We start from the raw sequence: 22221 nt of genomic DNA on the forward strand, positions 1-22221 counted from the left end.
TCGCCCACGTACCGCTCGGGCCGAGAAGACCGGACGCCTGCATGGTGGGGATGGCCAGGCGCCCGGCTCGCCGGAGCGGTCACGTGCCCGCGCAGGAGTCGTGGGTGGCGTCGAATCCCTTCAGGCTGTCGACGTCGTCCTGCTTGGGCGGCTTGAGGCCCTTCCAGTCGTCGCCGATGGTCAGGATGAGCCTGGGCGTGGTCGCCTGCTGGACGAGCCTGCCGGAGGAGGTGAGCAGGTCACGGGTGAGGGTTGGCGCTCCCGGCGCTCCCTTCGGCGAGTACGCGATCGTGGTCTTCGGGTACGGCTTGTGCGGCGCGTCGCCGATCTTGGCGATGTGGTAGCCGAGCTCCTCAAGCTGTACGGCCACCTGCGAGCCGAGGCCACGGCGGCCGGTCCCGTTGCGCACCTCGACCTGGATCTTCGACCTGGGCACCTTGGCCTGGCCGCCCTTGACCCCCGAACCCTTGACCGTCGTGTCCTTGGCGACGATCTGGAAGAGCTTCCTGCTCTGCGGCTCGACCCACTCGACCCGGCCGGGGTAGGTGACGGAGTAGCGCCACGGGGTGGTGATGAAGTGGATCTGCCCGGCGGCCAGGCCCTGGGCGCTGGTGGCCAGGTCCTTCATCACTCCGGGCGTGAGTGCGGGGTCGGTGGTGACCGACTTGGTCGCCGCGTCGAGGAAGCCGAAGAGCCTGATCGGGTCGGTGAGCGTCTCGCCGCTCATCACCTTCTTGACCATGGAGGCGATGAACATCTGCTGCCGCTGGATGCGCCCGATGTCGGAGCCGTCGCCCAGGCTGTAGCGGGCCCTGACATAGCCGAGGGCCTGTTCGCCCTTGAGCGTCTGCCTGCCGGCGGGGAGGGTGAGCAGGGCCTTCTTGTCGTGGATCGGCTCGGGGATACAGACCTCGACCCCGCCGACCGCGTCGACCATGCCCTTGAAGCCGGTGAAGTCGACCTTCACGAAGTGGTCGATGTGGATGCCGGTGAGCGACTCGACAGTCTTCCAGGTGCAGGTGATCCCGCCCGAGTTGAACGACTCGTTGATCATGCCCAGGTGCGCTCGCTGGCCCGCCAGTCCCTGCTTGGCCCGGCATTCGGGAAGCTGGACCATCGAGTCCCTGGGGAAGCTGACGACCATCGCGTTGTCCCGCTTCGGCGAGATGTGCGCGAGCATGATCGTGTCGGTCCGCTCGCCGGGGAACTTCCCGTACTTGGCGTTCTTGCCGCTGCGCTGGTCGGATCCGACGATCAGGACGTTCAGCGCCTTGGGCGCGACCTTGACGGGACGGGTGCCCAGGTCCTCTTCGGGGACCTCGATGTTCTTGACGTTCCCGCTCAGCCTGAAAATCGCGCCTGTCACCGTCGCCGCCACCAGGAGGACGACGGTGGTGACGGCGGCCACGAGCCACCACAGCCATCTGCCGCGCCGCCTGTGCGGGGTCTGGCCCGCCGGCTTCGTGGGCGCGTCGGTCAACCCGCTACTCACGTGTCTCCTGGGAGGATGGGTCAGGGTGTGCGCCCATGACCGTTGAGCCGGTTTCCGGCCGTCGCTGAGTGTACTAATCCTCCATAAGGGTGGGATAAGAACCGAGAATCAGCCCATCTGCCCACGCAACCACAGCGAATCAGCGCATCCACAACGGCCGGCTCCCGCGACGGCCCGCCGGACCGGTGTGGCCGTCCTTGTGCGGCTCGGCGAGGACGGCTCGGCGGGGATGGCCTGCGGGGAGGGTCTGCGGGGAGGGTCTGCGGGGAGGGCGAGGTCGGCCCGCGGGGAGAAGGCACGACTGACATGGGGGCCGGTTGACCTCAAGCGCACTTGACGTTGCACGGTGGTCGTAGGAGCCCGTCGACCAGCGGAGGCCACCGTGCTGGACATCGCAGTGATCATCGCAAGCCCCCGCGAGGGTGGCGCAGGCACGACGATCGGCCGGTGGTTCCTTGACCAGGCCGGGCGGCGGACCGATCTGCGCCTGGACGTGATGGATCTGAGCAGGACCCCGCTTCCCCCGGTCCAGTCGACGCGCTCGGGCGACACCGGCGAGGAGGCCCGCGCGCTCGCCGCCAGGATCGGCGCCGCCGACGGCTTCGTGGTGATCACCCCGGAGTACAACCACGCCTATCCCGCCTGCCTGAAGCTGGCCATCGACGCGGTCCGCCACGAGTGGGCGGCGAAACCGGTGGGTTTCATCTCCTACGGTGGCCGCTCGGGAGGCCTGCGCGCCGTGGAACAGCTCCGTCTCGTCTTCGCCGAGCTGCACGTGGTGTCCCTGCGCGACACCGTGAGCTTCCACCAGACCCCGGTGCTGTTCGACGAGGAGGGAAAGCCGGTCGAGTCCGACGGCGCGGACGGCGCGGCCAAGGTCATGCTCGACCAGCTCATCTGGTGGGCGACCACCCTGAGGGAGGGCCGTCAGGCCAGGCCGTACACGCTCTGAGCGGGGCCGGGCCGTACCCAGGCGCTTGAGGAGAGCGCCGGGCCGTACCCGGCCGCTTGAGGAGGGGGCCGGGCCGTACTCCGCCGTCCCGCACGGCCGGTGGGGCGGAACCGAGGGCGCGGAAAACGGTGAGGAGGGCGCGGGATCGGTGTCCCACGCCCTCCTCACCGTGACGGCACGCGCTCAGCCTCCGCCATTGGAGTCCAGGGAGTAGATGCGCAGCCAGTCGACTTCCATCCACGCCTCTCCCGACTCGCCCTGCCCGGGGAACCAGTCCAGCTGCAGACAGGCTGACATCGGGCTGTGGGTGGCGTTCGGCGAGCGGAACCACTCCCGCCCGTCGATGTAGCCGACGACCCCCTCGGAGGTGTTCTCCACGGCGTAGGTGTGCCAGGCGGTCATGTCCACGCTCGCGTGCGCCTGCTCCTGGCCCTGCGGAGTGTGCAGGAAGAAGTTAGGTCGCTGCCTGGCCGGATCGTCGATGACCTCGAGGAAGTCGACCTCCTCCCCGGTTGAGCTACGCACGTTCCCGCCGCCCTCCTGCGGCCACAGCAGGGCGACGGGGTGGTAGGACCCGGCTCCCGGATACAGCCGGATGCGAGTTTCCCAGCGGCCGTAGGTTTGGCCGTGGCGGCTGGCCAGCCCGGCGGTCGTGCCGTCGGCGCGGCCGTACAGGTAGAGCGCGCCGTTGCCGAGGAAGAGCTGCTCGGAGGAGCGGCGGCCGTTGCCCGCGTGCCCCGGCGAGTCGTAGACCACCCAGTCGGCCGGGTCGAGGTAGTCGTCGAACTCCGCGCACCAGTCGGGCGTGCCCCAGCCGAGGGCTCCGGCCGCGCTCGGCTCGCCGTCCGGGGGAGAGCAGGCCGTGCCGGGCGCGACCTGGCCCTGGGCCGCGGTGAGGGTGCTCACCGCGAGCGCGGCCACCAGGCTGAGTACGGCTAATCGCACGTTGGATCTGGACATCACGATCGTTGCTCCCCGGGTCTGGCGCAGAGCGCGGACGGACTGAAACTCCAGCAGCCGGTCACCTTCGGCGACCAGGCCGCGGACCTGTCAGGTGTTTGGGCGTCACGGCCCGTCGGCGGCCCGAAGGCCCACCTGGGCGTGACGCTCGCTGAGCGCGGCGTGTTCAGCGACGCGGCGGGGAACTCGACGGTACGGCTCCGCCACGGCGCGAGGCTCCAGCACGCCGCGATCTGCTCTGCCCCGCAGACGTTTGAGGCGACGGACTGCCGCAGCGGCGGCAGCGGGACGACGGCCAGCGGCCGCGGGGACGGCGGGAAGGGCACGGCGGTCGGGTGACTTCCCGGCCCTCCTGACGGCTCCCCGGCCGGTCCGGTCGGCGCGGTAGAAACGTCGGTCGGGGCGGCGGTCGCGGTGGGCACGGCGGTCGCGCTCTGGCTCGGCGTTGGCTCCTGTGCCTGTGGCGGCGAGGTCGGCTCGGAGGTGGGAGTAGCCGTCGGGGCGGGAGCCACCGGGCTCTGCGTGGCCTTCGGCGCCCCCTTCTGCGAGGTCGGCTTGGGGGGCGTCGGGCGCGAGGTCGTGGGTTTCGGGCTCGGACTCGCCGGGGGTTTCGGCTTCTGCGTCTTCTCCCCCTCAGGCTTCTTGTCGTCTGGCTTCTTGTCATCCGCCTTTTTGTCGTCCGCCTTTTTGTCGTCCGGCTTCTTCGGCGGTTTTGGCTGCGGAGACGCGGGCTTGTCCGGCTTCTCGACCGGGGCCGGGACCGTGCTGCCGGTCGAACTCTGCGTTTCCGTGGACGTGGGAGGCACGACCGGAGGCGTTTCCTGGGTGTCGCTCTTGGCGGGCGTCGGGGCCGGTGCGGGAGTCTGGCTCTCGGTGGGGGCCGCCGTCTCCTCGGTGGTGGGGGGCGCCGCGAGGGACTGCTCCTCGACGGACTTCTCCGTGGGCGCCTTCGAGGCCTTGACCGTCGGCGGCGCCATGGCGGACTTGCTCTTCAGATGCGGTGCGGGAGCCTGATCCGGGTGATGCTTCGAGTCCGAGACCGGCGGGTGCTTCGGCGCGGACTTCTCCGAGGAGACCTTCTTCTTGGCGGGTTGATCGGCGGGTGGGTCGGCGGGCTGGTCGTCGGCCGGGGCCTTGGTCTCGGCGGGCTCGGGGTTATCGGCGAGCTCGGGATCCTTGGCGGGCGCGACCTCGCCCGAGGGCTCGACGGAGGAGGGCTCGTCGGAGGACGACTTCTTGTCCGAGGTCGAGGCCTCGGTGTCCGACGGGGACTGAGCGGACACCGAGGAGCCCTCCGACTCGGAGAGCGGAGCCCCCTCGGACTTCGCCGACGGAGAGTCGTCGGACGCGGTCTGGGGGGCGAGCATGGGTGAGGAGGCCGAGGTCTCGCCCGCGGGCTGTGCCAGGGCGCCCCAGGGCTGGGCGATGATCGCGCTGGTGGTGGCGGAAACCCCGGCGAGCAGAAGGCCTGACACCAGGGTGACGCGCCGGGACGGGCTGCGTTGGGGCATGGATCGTCTTCCTCGATCTAGGGGGTGGGATCGGGACCGGCGAGGGGCTTCCATCCCGCGGCGGTGAACTCGGGGGTACCGGGCAGGGCGACCTGGGGCACGGCGGTGGAGACGGGATCGGGGATGTTGACCCAGTCTCCGCTGTTCGGGCCACGCATGGTGGGGTTCCAGGTCATGAGCAGGTTCATGGCGTACGGGCTCGAGTAGGTGGGGTCGGTGTCCTGGACGCCCTTGGTCGCGGTCACCTGGACCAGTACGGAGACCTGGACGAGGTCCTTGGACCTGGGCCGCCACTGGATCCCGATCGTCTTCGTCCGCATGGCGGCCTCTTCCGGGAGCGGCCCCGTCTTGGGGAGGCCGAGGGTCTCCCGCCATCCGGCGACCGCGGCCCGCGCGCCCGCGCGGGCCGCCTCCTGCTGCGCGGGCGGGGCGTAGAGGACGGCGGCGTGCTCGGCCTGGGCGAGGTCCAGCGTCCAGGCCCCCTCCAGGGCCGCCGCGGCGGCCGAGGCCGCCCCAAGCTCCGTGTGGGGGAACCCGATGGGGTAGCCCGCCTCGCTCTCGTAGCCCGCGGGCGGTGCGAGTGTGACACTTCCGTCGGCGACTTCGGCGCTGGAGACCGACGGGTTCTCCGGCCCGCCCCCCACGAGGTGCCACACCCCTATCGCGAGCAGGATCGCTCCCACGATCGAGACGACAACGATGACCATCCGGCGGTTGTTGCGCGGCGGAGGACCGAGATCCCAGTCGAGATCCCGGTTCTCCCCGATCGGTGGCCGCACTAACGGCTCCGATCCTGGCGCTGGCCGAACGCCTGGCCCGCCGCGGCGGCCAGGCGCAGGTAGGCGCCCCGGGTGGTCGGCCGCAGACGGACCAGGTCGACCTCGGCGCCCTCCTTGAGATGCGGGTCATACGGCACGCGGATCACGGCGCGGCAGCGGGAGTTGAAGTGGCGTTCCAGCAGTTCCACGTCCACGTCGGACTTGGGCTCGACGGCGTTCAGCACGACGATGGCGTTCCTGACCAGGTCCGCGTGCCCGTGGGCGGTCAGCCAGTCCAGCGTGGCCGCCGCCGAGCTGGCCCCGTCGACCGCGACCAGGCTGACCAGCACGATCTGGTCGGCCAGCTCCAGCGTCGCCCCCATGGCGCCGTGCAGGAGCCCGGTCCCGCAGTCGGTGATGCAGATCGAGTAGTAACGCTCGATGAGTCCGGCGACCGTGCGGTAGTCCTCGGCGTTGAACGCCTCGCTCACCGCGGGGTCGGTGTCCGAGGCGAGGACCTCAAGCCGGGCGGGGGACTGGGAGGTGAAGGCGCGCGCGTCGGCGTAGCGGAGGATGTGGGGGGCTTCGGCGAGCATGGTGCGGATGGTCGCGGCGGTCTCCGACTTGACCTTGATGCCGAGTGTGCCCCGGTCGGGGTTGGCGTCGATCGCGATCACCCGGTCCCCCCGCAGGGAAGCCAGGGTGTTGCCCAGGGCGACGGTCGTCGTGGTCTTGCCGACCCCGCCCTTGAGGCTCATCACCGCGATCCGGTGATGGCCGCTCGCCACGGGAGTCTGGGCCTGGGCTATCAGCGTGCGGCGTTCCACCTCAGCGGTCGACTCCGCGGGGGTGATCCTCCCGCCGGAGAGCTGCCACACGAGTCGGCGCCATCCGCCGGCCGGCTCGGGCCGCCGGTTGGTGAGCAGGTGTTCGGCGGTGAGCGGAACCGTCTCCTGGAACGGTTCGCCCTGTGGGGGCGGCGAAGCCTGAATCTGGGGGGACGTTTCCGTCATGGCCGGGGTCCTTTCACAGAGAGCTGCGTGAAGAGTCGTGAGGGCGGGCGGTCAGCAGGTCTGCCATCGCACCGTCGTGGCGATCGAGTCGTCGGGTCCGTAGACGGTGAGCGAGGTGGTGGCCGAGAAGGGGGTTCCGCACCAGTGGCGGATTCGGTGGGCGCGCAGGGTGATCACGTCCGGGTGTCCCGGTCTCGACGTGCCGCTTGAGGGCTTCACCGTCAGCCCGGGAGCTGTTATCCGCCACCGCAGCGCGGGTCCCGTCACGGTGAGGATCATGTTTCCCTGACCGAACTCGTCGAGCGTCACCAGCGGCGGGATGCGCACCCGGTCGGCGAATCCGTTCCGGTCGCCGGGAGAGGCATCGGGGGTCGTCGGCTCCGTGGCCGTCCCGGGAGGCGCCGTTCCCTGGGTCGCGGTCTCCGGGAGCGGCGTCTCACGGGGCATCGCCTCGTCAGGGGTGTTCTCCGCCGTGGTGGTCCGCAGGGAGGTGGCCGCGTCCTCAGGGGTGATCGCGGGGGCGAGGAGGTTCATCCCCGTCAGGGTGCCCGCAGCCCCCGCGACCACGATGATCACGATTTTGACGGTGGTGGTCCTGACCCATGCCCCAATCCAGGCGAGCGCCTCCGCGAAACGGACTCCGGGAGGATCCTGCTCGGCCTCGCCGTACGACTTCTTCGCCGCTCCGCGGGCACCGGTCGCGGCACGTTTCTTGGCGGATGGGACGGACGGGATGGACGGCATGGTCGCGGACATGTCGCTGGCGCGCGAGGCGGTGTCACGCGCCAACGCCTGGGAGAACAGCGCGTTGTAGAGCGGCGTGTCCTGCCCCGGGACCGGTGGCGCCAGTGGCGGGCCCGGGGGAAGGGCGGGCAGCGCGGGCAGGGACGGCAGCGTCGGACGGTCCTGGAGGGCGGGGCCGTACGGGATTCTGGAGCGGTCCTGGCGGCTCTGGCGGTCGGCGCGTCCCTCGGGGGCGGGCTGATCCTGGCGGTCAGGCTGTTCCGCGCGGTCGGGGCGCTCCGCCCGGACCGGCTGGTAGGGGAGAGTGGAGCGGTCCGCTCTGGGGGGACGGGACGGCCGTGCGGGCTGGTTCCCGGCCGGTGGAGTGGTGGCCGGGCCGGGGGTGGGCGCACCGGTGCCTCCGGCACCTTCAGCACCTCCGGCGTCCCCAGTGGCCCCGCTGGTGGCGGGGGACTCTGGGGGTCCGGCGGTCCTGGCGGGGACGGTGGTTCCGGTGGTCGTGGGGGGCGCGGGGGTTCCGGCGCGGGCCGTGGTTCCGCTCTTGCCGCGGGCGGGGGGAGCCGCGGGAGCCTCGATGGCCGCGGTCGGCGCGGCGAGCAGGGGAGAAGCGGCGGGGGACATGGTGGGGGACACGGCGGGGGACACGGCGGGGGACACGGCGGGGGACACGGCGGGGGACACGGCGGGGGACACGGTGGGGGACACGGCGGGGGTCGGGGACGGAGACGGGGTGGGGGCGGCGTCACGTCCGGTCGGGCGCGGGCTCGCCGAGGGTGGCGAGGAGGCGGGCAGGGAGTCGACGAGCCGCCGTCTGGTCTCCGGGGGCAGGGAGCGGACCCGCGGGTGGGAGATCATCTGCGGGACCGTGTAGCGGATGTTGATCGGCCGCGCGCACACGGGGCACTTGCGCATGTGGGACAGCAGGTTCGCCCGCGCGCCCTCCTCGATGTCGGACTCCGTCCACTCCTCCTCGGGGAAGAGCGTCTCGACGAGGGGACCGAGTTCGGGGCAGGTGCGGCGCCTGTTGGCGAGCGCGTCCAACCCGCTCGCCAGGATCTCGATCGTGTCCTGGGTGCGGGTGGCGAGCCTGGCGGCCTCCTCGGCGGGCATCGCCAGGACGTGGGAGAGGTCCTCTGTGGTGAGCTCGTGACGGTACATCAGCCTGAGCGTCTCCGTGCCCAGCGGCTCGACGAGCGTCCAGACGCGTGCGGTCACCTCCTCGTCCGGCATGCCGGGCCCCGAGTCGGGAATGTACCGCTCCCGGTAACCGGGAGCGGTGAGGCAGTCACGTCTGAGTACGGCGAACAGATGTCCCCGGGCACTGACGCCCGCAGGGGGTCGTACGGCCAGGCAGGAGGCCAACACGGAGGCCACCGCGGGCACCACCCGGCCGGGAGCGAGATGGGAGGCGGCGTAGTCCATCAGGTGCGCGCCGTGCTCGCTCACCCACGCAGCCCCCTGGCCGGCGCCGGGCGTGTCACGCCCGGCGCCGGTGGACGCTTTCATGGGCCGGTGTGCCCGTCCTGGTACGGCTCGACCTGGCCGGGACCAGGCTTGACGTGGCGTCGGCCACGCGGGTCGGACTGGCCGGACTGGTCGGGGGGAAGCTCGCCGGATCGGTCGAACCGGCTCGTCTGCTGGTCGGGCTGCGGCTGGGCGGACTCGAAGTCGCCGGAGGGACCGGACTGGCCGGACTGACCGTGGTGCGCGGGACCCTGCTGGCCGTTCTGACCCTGCTGACCCTGCTGGCCGTACTGACCCTGCTGGTCCGGTCCGACCTGGCCGGGCTGGTCGGGGTCGTACTGGCCCTGCTGGCCTTGCTGGTCGGTCTGGCCCTGCTGGTCGTTCTGGCCGGGCTGTGCGGGGTCCGGGTTCGTCACCACGAACTCCAGGTTCCGCTCGGGCAGCCCGGTGAACTTGGTCCAGTTGCTGACCTCTCCGGGCGCGGGCTCGGCGTAGAGCCAGCGGACGAAGGCGGGCCACAGACACGAGTCGCGGGGGATGACCGCGCCCTTCTGGTCGGCACCCAGCGCGTGCAGCTCCTCCTCGGAGTAGTTACGGCACTGCGGAGTTCCCGGCGGGGCGATGTTGAGGTCCCACACGCCGTTCTCGTCGGTGTAGCGCATGTTCTTGTCGAGCCCCAGGGCCTCCTGGGCCCGCCGGAGAAGCTCGGGGTCCTTGAAGACCGGCAGGGAGTCGGCGCCGTCGGGGGTGCCGCCCTCCTGTGCGGGGGGATCGGCGGGCTTCAGCACGGTTCCGTCGGCGTTCTGCTCCTGGTCGGGCGTGGGAAGCGTCTGCTCGATCTCGCCGGACGGCTCGGGCTCCGCGGTGGGCAGCGCGGGCTTGAGCGTGCCCGACGGCCTGGGCGTCGGGGTGGGCGACGCCTGCTTGGCCGTACTGGGGAGCTTCGCCTTCTGGCCGGTGCCGTGCGTCGGGACCGGCTTGACGGGGCCGGAGGGCGCGGTCGGCTTGACGGTGCTGTTGGGCAGGGCGGGCTTGAGGGTGCCGGTCGGCTTGGCCTGCTTGGGAGAGTCGGGCTGCGGCTTCTCCGCGCGGTCGTCGACGGCCTTCGGACCGGTGGAGGAGCCGATGCCGAGCTTCGGCTTCTCCGCGAGGTTGCCGACGGGCTTGTCGATCTGGCTGCCGCTGTCCGAGATGTCGCCACTGACCTTCTTCGTCGGTGCCGGTGCGGGTTTCGTGGTCGCCTTCGGAGGCTGGACCGGCGCGGGGTCGGGCGCCTTCTGCACGTTCGCGCCACCGCCACCGCCTCCGCCACCTCCGCCGCCCTGCTGGGGATTGGTGTTCTTGACGGGCTTGACCTCGGCGGTACGGCTCGGCTCCGGCGCGGAGGAGGCCTTCGGTGGCGCGGCCTCCTTCGTCGTCCCGGTCTTGGGATTGCCGGGCCGCTGCAGGGGGGCGATCGCGCTCGCCAGCACGGGAAGGCCGAGGCAGCCTCCCACACCGCCGGAGACGGCGTGCCCGTCGGCGGTCGCGGCCAGGCAGACCTTCGTGTTCGTCAGGCTCTTCTCGAGCGCGCCCTTGTTGCTGATCGCGCTGCCCGCGTCGGAGCCGGAGAGCGGGACGGGGTCGTTGCCCACCTTCCACAGCTGCGCCGCGTCGTCCAGGTGATAGGTACCCGCGGCCAGGCGCATGACCTGGCTCTTGGGAGGCTCGGAACGAGCGGCTATGACGGTTCCCAGCCCAGCGCCGGCCCCGAACACGCCGATCGCGATACTCGCGGTGATCACCGTCGCGCGTGAGGGCTTACGTGAGGGTGTCATGATGGGTGTTCCTCTTCTTCCAGTGGGATGTCAGTCGCCGTGGCTCTCCAGGACATCGCTCCACTCGCCCAGCACGCGGACGGGCTCGGAGGAGCCGGCGGGGGGGACATAGGTGACGTACATCCGTCCGTAGGTCGCGCTCGCCGAATGGGTGAACGCCTTGTTCTTCGTGCGGACCGCGGCCGATCCCTTCAGGGTGACCTTCGCCCCCACGCGTTCGGCCATCCGGGTGTCGGTCGATCGTGCGGCGTACCAGACCAGGGCGCCCCCGTCCCCGGTTCGCATCGCCCGGACCGGGCCGTCCTGCCGGTACGACAGGCTGAGAATCCAGCCTGCCTGCTCAAGCTGGGCACGCTCCTGCTGCCAGAACTGGACGATTTCGCTGGTCCACGGCCCGTCCTCGAACCTCGGGTCGGGCTTGGCACTCTCCAGGCTCGCCAGGTGGGCGCCGGCGATCTGGCGCGGGGTCGCGACCAGGCCGGTCGCGTCCTCCGGCAGGCTCGTCGCGTATCCCTCCGCGTCAGTCGCGATCTTGGGAAAGCGCGGGGGGACCGCCCGCGTGTCGGCGCCGGAGGCGACCAGGCGCCAGCCCGCGGGGGTCGAGCTCATCAGGTCGACGACCCTCGCGATTCCCGTCTCGTGGGAGACCGCGACGAACCAGTCGGGAGTGCCCTCGACGTGCCGGGGCACCCACACCTGGGGGTTGGGCCAGACGCCGGACGCCACCGACTCGCCCTGCATCTTGGCCGTCTTGAAGCTCGCCCGTGTCATCTCGACCGCCAGCTCGGCCTCCAGCTTGCCCATCGCGACCTCGTCCAGCCTGGACTGGGCCGCGGACAGCCCCTTCTGGTAGTGACCGTGGATGCGGTACGCCTGCCGGATGGTGAGCTGGGCCGCGTCGGTCCCGGTGGAGGGGACGACGGCCGGCGGGGAGGTGGTCTCGACACGGGTCTTGCCCGTGGTGGCCGGATCGGGGGCGGCGGAGGCCTTCGTGTCCTTGGCGCCGCCGGAGCCGTTCTTGCCGCTTCGGTCCTCGAAGATGGAGGCCGAGGGGATCGGCTGCCTGGTGTTCGCGCCGGAGGAGTTCTGCGGCGGGGCCGTACCCCAGCCGGTCCCGGAGAGCTGGGGGGAGGGGTCGGCGACCAGGGTCTGCGGCGCCGAGGCGTTCGCCCTGATCAGCCAGATTCCCGCCCCGCCGATGACCACGGAGAACGCTCCGAACAGGATGACTCTCCGCCAGTTGAACGTCGGGAGGCTCTCGGGGTGCCAGTCGGACTCGTGCTCAGATTCGTCTCCGGTGGAAGCGCTACCACGGCCGGGAGGCCAGGCTTCCTCATCTGGGAAATCTGATGCACGCCATGACATAGGTCCAAATATTAGACTGACCGTGATCCATTGGGAAGGTAAAGCGGACTCGTAATCGGCACTTATGGTTATTAGGTTATAGATAATACGTAATCGGTAATAGGTGCTGTCCGAAACCTCCTGCCCGATGACCTGCGGTGCGGGTGCCCGCAGGCCCCATCAGGACTTCTCTGGAGATCCCCCGGGCTGATGGTTTGTGCTGGTCTGTGGCGTTTGCTGTTGATCTGTTATTTCCCTTGGGCGGTGTTTCCGTTCTCCATGCGTTGTATTTCCGGTTCCGCTGAGGGGGTGTGCGCCACGGGCGGTGAGTGTGAAATCGTTTCCAGACGCGGATTGCCGTTGGCTCTCAACCGGACCCGATACGAATGGTCATCGTGTATTCGCGGTGCCCGATCGGGCGGGCTGACCGGGCCAATTAGGGCCCGACCTTTTCCCGGCTCCCATGGCCGGGCCCGCCCCCGCGAAGCCCGTTCCATGGAATGACGCCGTGGAACGACGCCGTGAAATGACACCGCCCCGCGCCCGCCCCGCCTCTTCGGGGGAAGCCGCGTGCTAACCGGCCGGGACCGGCTCGTCCCGCGCTCGGCCCTCGTCGTCGAGGATCACCTCGGGGATCACCGGGGGAACGCCGCGCAGCGCGAGCAGTACGGCCACCGCCAGGACGGCGAGTAGCGCCGCGCCGGTCACCAGGGTGGTCTGCATGCCCTCGACGAACGCCTGTCTGGCGGCCCGCGCCACGGTCTCGGCCACCTCCGCGGGCAGTGCGGCGGCGGTCTGCAGCGCTCCGCCGAGCGACTCCCCGATCTGCTCGGCCGCCCGCGTGGGAACCTCGGAGGGCAGCCGCAGGTTGTCGCGGTAGGCGCTGTTCAGCACACTCCCCAGTACGGCGATGCCCAGCGCCCCACCGATCTCCTGGCCGGTCTCCGCGATCGCGGACGCCGCGCCCGCGCGCTCCCTGGGAACCGAGGCCAGGATGGTGTCGCTCGTGACGGCGAAGGTGAACCCGTTCCCGACCGCGGTGACGACCATGGCCACGACCATGTACGCGTACCCGGTGTCCGTCCCGAACCGGCTGTAGAGCACGAACCCCGCCGCGCTCATGACCAGCCCCAGCGCGACGACCCGCGCCCTGCCGATGACGCCGACCAGCGGGGTCGCCAGGATCCCGCCGACCGCCGCGCTCAGCCCGCCGGGCAGGCCGGCGAGCCCGGAGACCAGCGGCGACCAGCCGAGGACAAGCTGGAAGTACTGCGCGAAGGCCAGCGAGGCGGCGAGCATCGAGAAGATGCAGACGACGTTGGCCCCGACCGATCCGGAGAAGGCACGGTGGCGGAAGAGCCGCACGTCGATGAGGGGCTCGGCCAGCAGGGTCTGCCGCCGGACGAACACGGTGAGCGAGACGAGACCGAGCGCGGCGGCGGCCCAGACGCTGGGCGCGGTGACCCCATCGTGGGCCGCGGTCTTCAGTGCGTAGATCACCGCGATCACCCCGGCTACCGAGAGCGGCACGCTCACCACGTCGAGGCGCCCAGGGCGCGGGTTGCGTGACTCGGGGAGCACGAAGGCACCGACGGCGACGATCAGCGCGGCGACCGGGACGTTGACGAGGAAGACCGAGCCCCACCAGAACCGGTCGAGCAGCGCCCCGCCGATCACGGGGCCGAGGGCGAAGCCGAGCGCGGAGACGCTGCTCCAGATCCCGACCGCGGTCGCCCGCTCCTTGGGGTCGGTGAAGACGTTGCGGATCATCGACAGGGTCGAGGGCATGATGGTCGCCCCCGCGACGCCGAGCAGCGCCCTGGCGGCGATCAACAGCTCCGGGGTCATGGCGTAGGCGGTCAGCGCGGAGGCGCCCCCGAAGGCGGCCATGCCGACGAGCAGTAGCCGCTTGCGGCCGATCCGGTCGCCGACGTTGCCCATGGTGACCAGGAGGCCGGCCAGTGCGAAGCCGTACACATCGACGATCCACAGGAACTGGGTCGCCGAGGGGCGCATGTCCTGGACCAGCTTCGGCGCGGCCAGGTGGAGCACGGTGAGGTCGACGGCGAGAAGCAGCATGGCGAGACAGGCGATCGCCAGTGTGCCCCATCTGTGTGGGGAGGAGGTCATGCCGGAAGCTTCGGCGGCGGCGTTGACGAAGCGCTGACCGAACGCTGACGATCTCCGCGCGGGCGCCTCGACGGTTGTCCACCGGGGCCTCGCCCGGTGACGCGGGCCGTTCCTCGGTACCGGCGATCAAAAAGCGACATCAGCTTACAGTTAGGTAATTATCACCCTTTGTGATTGTGGCTCGGTGAATCCGGGAAGCCTCCGTGAAGCGGGGATGAGGGGGCGGCACATGCGGGTGGCGGTGCTCGGAATGGGCAGGATGGGCAGGGCGCTGGCTCGTCGGCTGCTCATGCGAGGTCACACGGTAAAGGTCTGGAACCGTACACCGGGCAGGGCCGCCGAGGTGGTCGCCGCGGGCGCCGTCGAAGCCTCCTCGCCGGTCGACGCCGCGCGCGGCACCGAGGGCGTGCTGATGTCACTCGCGGACGATCGGGCGAGTCGCGACGTCATGGCGCAGCTCGCCGGTCTGGGGGCCGACGAGACGCCGGTCGTCGCCGACGCGAGCACCGTCTCCCCCGTAACCTCCCGCGAGCTGTGGCAGGCGGCGCCCGGACACCGGTTCGTCACCGCGCCCATCGTCGGAGGGCCCCTGGCCGTCGTCGAGGGGGAGGCGATGGGGCTTCTGGGCGGCGAAAGGGAGCACGTGCGCAGGCTGGACCCCCTCTGGCGCGACATATTCGCGGTTCAGCGATACTGCGGTGCGGACCCGGGCAGCGCGCTGACGTTCAAGCTCCTGAACAACTATCTGCTCATGGCCGGGCTCGCCGTGGTCGCCGAGGTCGTGGCCACGGGGCAGGCGGCCGAGCTGGACGAGTCGAGGCTGCGCGACCTGCTGCTCCAGTGGCCGACCGTCGCCCCCGCCCTGCACAACCGGCTCGACGACGTCATCGGCGGCGATCATCAAGGCTGGTTCACCACGCGGCTCGGCGCGAAGGACGTACGGCTCGCCGTCGAGCTCGGGGAGTCACTCGGCCTCGACCTGCGGATCGCCAGGCTGGTCCAGCGGCGCTACGAGGAGGCGGCCGAGCACGGCTGGGCGGACGCGGACATCGGGGCGATCGTCGAGCTGGTCCGCGAGCGGCGGCACGTCTGACCGGCATCGTGCTCTTCTCCGACGCGGACGGCCATGAATCGCCGATCGAGAGCATTGTTCTCTTAAGCTTAATAAGCGTACTTTTCCCCTGTTTGATGGGTTTTCCGCAAGGCGACCGGCCTGGTCAGCGGATATACGGTCGGTACGGGCAGCGCGCTTGACTACGCCCGTTCCCGCGCGTCACGATTCGGTTTCACCACTTCTTCCGCAGTCCAGCATGGACGCGACGCTCACCTGCCTGGACCTCATCCAGCGAAGCGATGCCCTCCGGCGGGAGCCGATGGACAACGTGCGACACCCGACAGATGCACCGCACGGCACGGGGATCGGTTTCGTCGACGCGAAAAGTCCCCCGGTGGCGGTTCCCGGGGCCGAGCGCGTGCGACGCCCATGGAAAGAGCGCGTGCGATATGTGTCACGACGCCTGCGGAAAGAGCGCATGCGATATATGTCACGACGCCTGCCGGAAAAGCACGTACGACACATGTCACGATGCCCGCGGGAAAAGCGCGGAATCCACGGCGTCTCGATCGGCTTCCCCTCCGTTCCCAGGGGGCGGAACGCCTCCGGGGCACGGTCACCCCCTCCGGGCCGCACGAGCGGATCGACGACGTCGTCACCGTGCCGCATCACCGTGCCGCAGAAGATCCTCGCCTCCGAGGAGGAACCATCGCCCGCCCGCGAACAGGCGAGAACGGGCGAGACCCCGTCCGCGAACAGACGAGAGGACACCATGAAGATCAGCGAGATAGCCCCGTTCATCGGCGCGGAGATCTCCGACGTCACCTACGACGACCTCGAACGACAGGAGGTCTTCGACCGGCTCGTCGAGAGCCTGCGGCAGCGCGAGCTGGTGGTCGTCCGCGGCCTCGAGCTGACGCCGCGACGGCAGATCGACCTGGCGGCGCGCCTGGGGAAACCGGTCCCCTTTCTGGTTGAGAAGTACCGCCACCCCGAGTTCGAGGAGATCATGATCTCCTCGAACGAGATCAGGGACGGCAGGCCGGTCGGCGTGGCCAGGGGCGGCAACTTCTGGCACCAGGACTCGTCCTTCGTCGCCGCCCCGGCGCCTTACACCATGCTGCACGGCGTGAACGTGCCCTCGACCAGCGGGCACACCCTGTACGCGAACGCGAGTGACGTTTACGACCGCCTGCCGGAGGAGTGGAAGAAGAAGATCGCGGGCCGGACCGCACTGGCCACCGTCGGCAAGCGCCTGCGAATCGGGAGCGAGCACATCGGCCTGTCCATCGCGGAGTTCCGTGCGCTGGCCGATGCCCAGTACCCGAAGGTGGAGCACCCCCTGGTGCGGGAGGACCCCTTCACCGGGCGCCCCTACCTGTACGGCGCGCCCGAGTACCTCGACTCGGTGATCGGCTTCGACGCCAACGAGAACGAGGCGTTCTTCGCGATCGTCGACGAGCTCGTCCAGGCCCCGGAGCACGTCTACACCCACCAGTGGACGCCCGGTGACCTGGTCATCTGGAAGACCGCGACGACCTACCACTGCGCCACCGAGGTCGAGCCGGGCGTCTCGCGAACGGTGCACCGCATCAGCATCGAGTCCGATGACTGGCGGGCGGAACGGCAGGGAGGCGGAAAGCAGAGGGGTGAAACAGCGGGGCAGGGTGAAACAGCGGGGCGGGGCGAAGCAGCGGGGCGGGAGGCGGAGAGAGGCGGAACGGCTGGAGGGGCGGCGAGAAGGGGCGGAAAGCAGAGGGGAAAGCAGCGGGGCGGAAGGCGGTAGAGAGGCGAAACGGCGAGGGGGCGGTGAGGAGGGGCGGCCGTTGGAGGTCGCCTCGCTCGTTCGGTCGTCGCCTGGCCCGGTGACGAGCACATCGATCCCGGAGGTCATCGGCCCCGTCCAGCGGAGCCCATGAGTGGAACGGAATGATTTGTTCTGCTATTCTGGAACAGAGCATTCCGCTTCGCGTGGGATCCGGGTCACCCCGCATCCCGCCGGCACCAGAGAGGCATCGCCGTGACCGAGATCAAGCCCTTCCGCATCGACATCTCCGACGCCGACCTGCAGGATCTGCGCGACCGGCTCGGCCGTACCCGCTGGAGCGGTGAGATCCCCGGCGCGGGCTGGAGCAGGGGCGTGCCGGTCGACTACCTGAAGGGCCTGGCCGACCACTGGGCCAACGGATACGACTGGCGCGGGGCGGAGAAGAGGCTGAACGGGTTCCCGCAGTTCACCACCGAGATCGACGGGCAGAACATCCACTTCGTGCACGTCCGCTCCGCCAAGGCCGACGCCACACCGCTGCTGCTCCTGCACGACTGGCCCGGATCGTTCACGCAGTTCACCGAGGTGATCGAACCGCTGTCCCAGGACTTCCATGTGATCGTCACCTCGACGCCCGGGGTCGGCTTCTCCGGACCGCTCAGCGGCCCCGGCTGGAACACCGGCCGCATCGCGGGCGCGTTCGTCGAGCTGATGGCCCGCCTCGGGTACGACCGCTACGGCGTCCAGGGCGGCGGCGGGGGCGCCTGGATCGCGACGGAGATGAGCCGCCAGGCGCCCGAGCACGTCGTCGGCGTCCACCTCAACGGCCTGGTCACCTTCCCCTCCGACGACCCGGCCGATTTTGCGGACCTGACCGAGGGCGAGCAGGAGCGCCTGGCCAGGCTGCAGAACTTCCGCGACGACATGATGGGCTTCAACGTCATCCAGTCGACCCGCCCGCAGACCCTCGCCTACGGCCTGCACGACTCGCCGGTCGGGCAGCTGGCCTGGATCACGGAGAAGTTCAAGGAGTGGACCGACGCGGCCGCCGACCTGCCCGAGGACGCCGTCGGTCGCGACCACCTGCTCACCAACGTCAGCGTCTACTGGTTCACCGGTACGGCGGGCTCCTCGGCCAACCTCTACTACGAGATGGCCCACGACCCCGCGGCCTGGGCTCCCAAGGAGCGCGGCACGGTTCCCGTCGCCGTGGCCGTCGCGCTGAGCACCGACGTCGCCATCCGCCGCTTCGCCGAGCGCGACCTCAACGTCACCCGATGGACGGAGTTCGAGCGCGGCGGCAACTTCCTGTCCCTTGAGCAGCCCGCTCTCCTCGTCGAGGACATCCGCGAGTTCTTCCACACCCTCCCCTGAGGGTTCCGGGGATCGCTGAGGGCACCGCGGAGACCCCTCCCGGTCTTCGCGCTCCGCCCGCCGTACACACGAGAACGGCTTCGCCGGACATACCGGCGAAGCCGTTCGTTCTTCGGGATCTGGCCCGGTGATCGCTTGTCTTCACGGTGTGGGGTGTTTTCGGGGCGCCGGTACGGCGGGTAGTGGAGCGTGCCTGGTCGGCGCGGGTGCGCGGCCCGGTGGACGTTCCCGGTCACGCGTTAGAAAGCGGGGCTGTCGCCGTACCGGGCAGGCGGCCCGGGGAGGTGGGGTGCGGCGGCGGACACGCCGTGCCCCGGGCCGACGCCCGGGCCGGGAGCGGCCGTCGCGGTCGCGGTGACCCGGCCGTGCAGGACGAGGGCCCAGGTGAGGACGGCGAAGGCGGCGATGTTCGCGACCGCCCTGACGATGTTCCAGGTCACCCACCGGGACTCGAAGGCCTGGCGCACGGCGGCCAGGTCCGTGACGCTGCCGAGGTGACCCGCCTTGGCGAGCTGGTCGTTGAGGGGCACGTTGACGGCGCTGGTGACGACGAACATCACCGCGTACAGGACGAACCCGGCGATGATCCATGGCAGGACCTCCTGGCCGGAGCGCAGGTGCAGCACCAGGGCCACGATGGTGAACAGCAGCCCTCCCAGGAAGCAGAACATGAACCAGCCGTTGATGATGGCCACGTTGATCTTCTGCATCGCCTCGACGAAGGTACGGTCGTGCGAGCGCCCGAGGCCGGGCATCACCGCGTAGGCGAAGGCGGCGAACAACCCGGCCATGAGGCCGGTGGTGACGGTCGCGGCGAGCAGGGAGACCGTCTGCAGGATCTTGATCATGGTGCGTTATCCCTGGTTCCAGATGCCGGTCGCGGCGGTTTCACGGGCGTAGTCGGCGAAGTCACGGGGCTGACGCCCCAAGACGCGCTGTACGCCGTCGCCCAGGTGGGCGTTGCGGCCGTCCAGCACGGTGGTGAACAGGTAGGTCAGCAAGTCGACGACCTCGACGGGGACCTGCTCCGCGAGCAGCGCGGACGCGTACTCCTCTGCGGAGACCTGGACGAAGCCGATGTCCCGCCCGGACGCCTCGGCGATGGCGGCGACCGCGTCGGCGAAGGTCAGCAGCCTCGGACCGGTCAGCTCGTAGACCTCGCCCACGTGCCTGTCGTCGGTGAGCGCCGCCGCCGCGACGTCGGCGATGTCGTCGGCGTCGACGAACGGCTCGGGCACCTGTCCCGCGGGCAGTACCACCTGACCGGCCAGCACCGGGTCCAGCAGGTAGCTTTCGCTGAAGTTCTGGTTGAACCAGCTGCAGCGCAGGATCGTCCAGTCGGCCCCCGAAGCCCGCAATGCCTCCTCGGCGGCCCCGGCCTCCTCCTCACCCCGGCCGGACAGCAGCACCAGCCGCCGTGCCCCACCGGCGACCGCCAGCTCTGCGAGGGAGCCGATCGCCTCCGGCGCGCCGGGCACCGCCAGGTCCGGGTAGTACGACATGTACACCGCCCTCACCCCCTGGAGCGCAGGCTGCCACGTGGCCGGATCCTCCCAGTCGAAGGGCACCCCGCCGGAGCGGGAGCCGATCCGCACCGGCAGGTCCCGCCCCGTCAGCCGCCGCACGACACGACTGCCGGTCTTGCCCGTACCCCCCAGAACCAGCGTCGGCGCGTGATCGCCCATGTTCTTCTCCCCGTTCCTCATGAATGGCCTTGGTCTTCCGGGGTTTTCGGTCCTCCGGAAGGCCCCCGCCGGGCCGATGGCCCTTGGCCTGACTCCTCAAGGATCGTCCGAGCCGAAACCGGGAACAACGGCTGATCACGCAACGTTCGTTAACACTGAGGTTCACAAACGGGGGTTAACGGTGGAGCGCCGCGATATAGAGATCTTCCTGGAGCTCGGCCGGGAGTTGCATTTCGGACGCGCCGCCGAAAACCTACACGTGTCCACGGCCAGGGTCAGTCAGACGATCAAGGCGCTGGAACGCCGCTTCGGCGTCCCGCTGTTCGAGCGGACCAGTCGCAGGGTGGCGCTGACCCCGATCGGCCGCCGCCTCCACGACGACCTGAGCCCCGCCTACCAGCAGATCCTCGACGGCATCGAACGGGCGATCACCGCGGGACGCGGTGTCGACGGCGTACTGAGGGTCGGATTCATCGGCACAGCTGTCAGCCGGTTCCTCTACGAGGCGGCCGACGCCTTCCGCACCCTCCACCCCACCTGCCAGGTCCAGATCAGGGAGAGCCCGTACAGCGGCGGCACCGCGCCGCTCACCAGCGACGAGATCGACGTCCTGCTCGCCGTGGTGTCGCCGTACGCCGACCCCGATCTCGCCGTGAGCCCGGTCCTGTTCCGCGAGAACCCCATGCTCGCCGTCTCGGCCCGGCACCCCTTTGGCCGCCGAGCCTCGGTCTCGCTCGACGACCTCGCCCGAGAGAGGGTCCTGCGCCCACGCCTGATCCCCGACCACCTCGACGAGGCCCTGGTTCCCCGCCACACCCCGAACGGCAGTCCCGTCGAACGCGGCCCCGTCTTCGACACCATCCAGGAGATGCTCGCACTCGTCGGCGTCGGCAGAGGTGTCTTCCCGGTCCCCACCCACGCCGTCCAGTACGACGCGCGCCCTGACGTCACCTACGTCCCCCTCCTCGACGGCCCGCCCTTCGAGTGGCGGCTCATCTGGCGGGCCACGGCGGAGACCAACCGCGTCCGCGCCTTCGTCCAGGCCGCATGCGACTACGCCACAACCACCCAGAACCTCCTGACCGGCCCCGGCCCCGGCCACTAGGACCTACGCCGAAGCCCGGCGCCCCCTGAACGCCCTGGGCCGCGAATCCCCGCCCTCTCGGAGCTCCTGGGGACTCGCGCGGCGAGGCCCTGAGCGTATGTTGGGCTCTCTTCTGTGCCGTTCGGGGCGGAGTTCAGAGGCCTGCGCGGTTGGTGTGCTGGAGGATCGCGGAGGCGATGAGGGGAAGCGCCAGCGTGGGCATGGTGTGGCCCATCCCCTCGATGGGCACCAGGACGCTGCCGGGGATCGCCGCGGCGAGTGCCCTGCCCTGCTCGAAGGGCGCCATGGGATCCTCCGTGCCATGGATCACCAGGGTGGGGGCGGTGATCGAGCCGACGAGCTCGGAACGGTCACGTGAGGCCGTCACCGCGAGGATGTGATTGCGCATGGTGTGCGTCGTGTCTCCGGCTCGGGCGGACTCCCGCGCGATTATCCGGCGTGTCGCCGTCTCGTCGAACGGGGTGAGGGAGCCGGTCAGGATGCGAGCGAGGTCGACTCTGGCCTGGATGTGCTGTTCCTCCGTGATGGGCGGGTCGGCGGCCTGCCGGGCGTCCCACTCGAGAAGTCGCGGATCCCGTTCGGAGCCGCGGATGGTGCTTGTCTCGGGGTCGATGGCGGCCACTATGGACATGACAGCCGTCAGAGTGCGCACCCGCCCAGGATGTTCCAGGGCGATCTCCTGCGCGATCATGCCGCCCATCGAGGCCCCGACCACGTGCGCGGTCTCGATGCCCAGCCCGTCGAGCAGGCCGACCGCGTCATCGGCCAGGTCGGTCAGCGTGTACGGCCGCGCCTCGTAGTCGACACGCTCGGACAGGCCGGTGTCCCGGTTGTCGTAGCGAACGACGTAGTGCCCTTCGCCTCGAAGCATCTCGCACAGGTCCTCCGGCCAGGCGGTTCCCTGAGCGCCGAGACCCATCACCAGCAAAATCGCCGGGTCGGCCGGATTTCCCCTGGTCTCGCACCACAGCCGAACGCCATTGCTCTCGATCCATTGTTCCACCGCGCACCTCATCTTCATGGGCATGCTGCCGCGCACGGCACTCACGC

At 70.2% G+C, this 22221-nt stretch carries 17 protein-coding genes; 5 read left to right on the forward strand and 12 right to left on the reverse strand.

The window, feature by feature from the left end; translation table 11 throughout:
- Positions 1-79: 79 nt before the first annotated feature.
- Positions 80-1492, reverse strand: coding sequence for an LCP family protein (locus tag AB0395_RS27970; RefSeq protein WP_366285854.1), 1413 nt, complete (start codon positions 1490-1492; stop codon positions 80-82).
- A gap of 382 nt (positions 1493-1874) precedes the next feature.
- Between AB0395_RS27970 and AB0395_RS27975 the strand changes: the two genes are divergently transcribed.
- Entirely contained in the window at positions 1875-2444 is a 570-nt protein-coding gene (locus tag AB0395_RS27975; RefSeq protein WP_366285855.1) for an NAD(P)H-dependent oxidoreductase, read from the forward strand.
- 183 nt (positions 2445-2627) lie between these two features.
- On the opposite strand, the gene AB0395_RS27980 is transcribed toward AB0395_RS27975, so the two are convergent.
- The 8 genes from AB0395_RS27980 to AB0395_RS28015 all read right to left on the reverse strand — a co-directional run bounded on the left by AB0395_RS27980 (position 2628) and on the right by AB0395_RS28015 (position 14185).
- Complete coding sequence (locus tag AB0395_RS27980) at positions 2628-3404, reverse strand: glycoside hydrolase family 16 protein (protein ID WP_366285858.1); 777 nt, start codon at positions 3402-3404, stop codon at positions 2628-2630.
- The gene (locus AB0395_RS27985; RefSeq protein ID WP_366285860.1) at positions 3404-4915 is read right to left on the reverse strand and encodes a hypothetical protein; all 1512 of its coding nucleotides are present in this window, start codon (positions 4913-4915) and stop codon (positions 3404-3406) included. Before AB0395_RS27985 ends, AB0395_RS27980 begins: the two co-directional genes overlap by 1 nt.
- A 17-nt stretch (positions 4916-4932) precedes the next feature.
- Complete coding sequence (locus tag AB0395_RS27990) at positions 4933-5694, reverse strand: hypothetical protein (protein WP_366285862.1); 762 nt, start codon at positions 5692-5694, stop codon at positions 4933-4935.
- Positions 5694-6686 carry an AAA family ATPase gene (locus AB0395_RS27995; RefSeq protein ID WP_366285865.1) on the reverse strand — a complete coding sequence of 331 codons (993 nt, stop codon included), beginning with the start codon at positions 6684-6686 and terminating at the stop codon, positions 5694-5696. Before AB0395_RS27995 ends, AB0395_RS27990 begins: the two co-directional genes overlap by 1 nt.
- A 51-nt stretch (positions 6687-6737) precedes the next feature.
- A complete protein-coding gene (locus AB0395_RS28000; RefSeq protein WP_366285867.1) occupies positions 6738-8936 on the reverse strand; it encodes a hypothetical protein in 2199 nt (732 codons plus the stop codon).
- A complete protein-coding gene (locus AB0395_RS28005) occupies positions 8933-10711 on the reverse strand; it encodes a hypothetical protein (RefSeq protein WP_366285870.1) in 1779 nt (592 codons plus the stop codon). The genes AB0395_RS28000 and AB0395_RS28005 overlap by 4 nt, the downstream gene beginning before the upstream one ends.
- A 30-nt stretch (positions 10712-10741) precedes the next feature.
- Positions 10742-11917: a hypothetical protein gene (locus AB0395_RS28010; RefSeq protein WP_366285873.1), complete on the reverse strand. Its 1176-nt coding sequence runs from the start codon at positions 11915-11917 to the stop codon at positions 10742-10744.
- A gap of 711 nt (positions 11918-12628) precedes the next feature.
- Entirely contained in the window at positions 12629-14185 is a 1557-nt protein-coding gene (locus tag AB0395_RS28015) for an MFS transporter (RefSeq protein WP_366285875.1), read from the reverse strand.
- A gap of 214 nt (positions 14186-14399) precedes the next feature.
- Between AB0395_RS28015 and AB0395_RS28020 the strand changes: the two genes are divergently transcribed.
- The 3 genes from AB0395_RS28020 to AB0395_RS28030 all read left to right on the forward strand — a co-directional run bounded on the left by AB0395_RS28020 (position 14400) and on the right by AB0395_RS28030 (position 18381).
- Positions 14400-15278: an NAD(P)-dependent oxidoreductase gene (locus tag AB0395_RS28020; protein ID WP_366285878.1), complete on the forward strand. Its 879-nt coding sequence runs from the start codon at positions 14400-14402 to the stop codon at positions 15276-15278.
- A 634-nt stretch (positions 15279-15912) separates the two neighbouring features.
- Positions 15913-17025, forward strand: coding sequence for a TauD/TfdA family dioxygenase (locus AB0395_RS28025; protein WP_366285880.1), 1113 nt, complete (start codon positions 15913-15915; stop codon positions 17023-17025).
- 234 nt (positions 17026-17259) lie between these two features.
- Positions 17260-18381, forward strand: coding sequence for an epoxide hydrolase family protein (locus AB0395_RS28030; RefSeq protein WP_366285883.1), 1122 nt, complete (start codon positions 17260-17262; stop codon positions 18379-18381).
- 239 nt (positions 18382-18620) lie between these two features.
- Here AB0395_RS28030 and AB0395_RS28035 read toward each other — a convergent pair whose 3' ends face one another.
- Positions 18621-19229, reverse strand: a complete 609-nt coding sequence (locus AB0395_RS28035) for an anthrone oxygenase family protein (RefSeq protein ID WP_366285886.1) — start codon at positions 19227-19229, stop codon at positions 18621-18623.
- Positions 19230-19235: 6 nt separating this feature from the next.
- Positions 19236-20066 (reverse strand): NAD(P)H-binding protein, encoded by an 831-nt coding sequence (locus tag AB0395_RS28040; RefSeq protein WP_366285888.1) that lies wholly within the window; start codon positions 20064-20066, stop codon positions 19236-19238.
- A gap of 181 nt (positions 20067-20247) precedes the next feature.
- Between AB0395_RS28040 and AB0395_RS28045 the strand changes: the two genes are divergently transcribed.
- Positions 20248-21171, forward strand: a complete 924-nt coding sequence (locus tag AB0395_RS28045) for a LysR family transcriptional regulator (RefSeq protein ID WP_366285890.1) — start codon at positions 20248-20250, stop codon at positions 21169-21171.
- A gap of 133 nt (positions 21172-21304) precedes the next feature.
- Here the strand turns inward: AB0395_RS28045 and AB0395_RS28050 are convergent, their stop codons facing one another.
- Positions 21305-22174, reverse strand: coding sequence for an alpha/beta hydrolase (locus AB0395_RS28050; RefSeq protein WP_366285892.1), 870 nt, complete (start codon positions 22172-22174; stop codon positions 21305-21307).
- Positions 22175-22221: the final 47 nt, after the last annotated feature.

Source organism: Streptosporangium sp. NPDC051023 (assembly GCF_040689595.1).
In the GTDB taxonomy this organism is placed as follows: domain Bacteria; phylum Actinomycetota; class Actinomycetes; order Streptosporangiales; family Streptosporangiaceae; genus Streptosporangium.

What these genes read in the sequence shown, in the direction of transcription:
- AB0395_RS28020 (WP_366285878.1), top strand. Translation starts at nt 14,400, where the DNA reads ATGAGGGGGCGGCACATGCGGGTGGCGGTGCTCGGAATGGGCAGGATG.
- AB0395_RS28000 (WP_366285867.1), bottom strand. Translation starts at nt 8,936, where the DNA reads ATGAAAGCGTCCACCGGCGCCGGGCGTGACACGCCCGGCGCCGGCCAG.
- AB0395_RS28035 (WP_366285886.1), bottom strand. Translation starts at nt 19,229, where the DNA reads ATGATCAAGATCCTGCAGACGGTCTCCCTGCTCGCCGCGACCGTCACC.
- AB0395_RS28040 (WP_366285888.1), bottom strand. Translation starts at nt 20,066, where the DNA reads ATGGGCGATCACGCGCCGACGCTGGTTCTGGGGGGTACGGGCAAGACC.
- AB0395_RS28005 (WP_366285870.1), bottom strand. Translation starts at nt 10,711, where the DNA reads ATGACACCCTCACGTAAGCCCTCACGCGCGACGGTGATCACCGCGAGT.
- AB0395_RS27995 (WP_366285865.1), bottom strand. Translation starts at nt 6,686, where the DNA reads ATGACGGAAACGTCCCCCCAGATTCAGGCTTCGCCGCCCCCACAGGGC.
- AB0395_RS28015 (WP_366285875.1), bottom strand. Translation starts at nt 14,185, where the DNA reads ATGACCTCCTCCCCACACAGATGGGGCACACTGGCGATCGCCTGTCTC.
- AB0395_RS27985 (WP_366285860.1), bottom strand. Translation starts at nt 4,915, where the DNA reads ATGCCCCAACGCAGCCCGTCCCGGCGCGTCACCCTGGTGTCAGGCCTT.
- AB0395_RS27980 (WP_366285858.1), bottom strand. Translation starts at nt 3,404, where the DNA reads ATGTCCAGATCCAACGTGCGATTAGCCGTACTCAGCCTGGTGGCCGCG.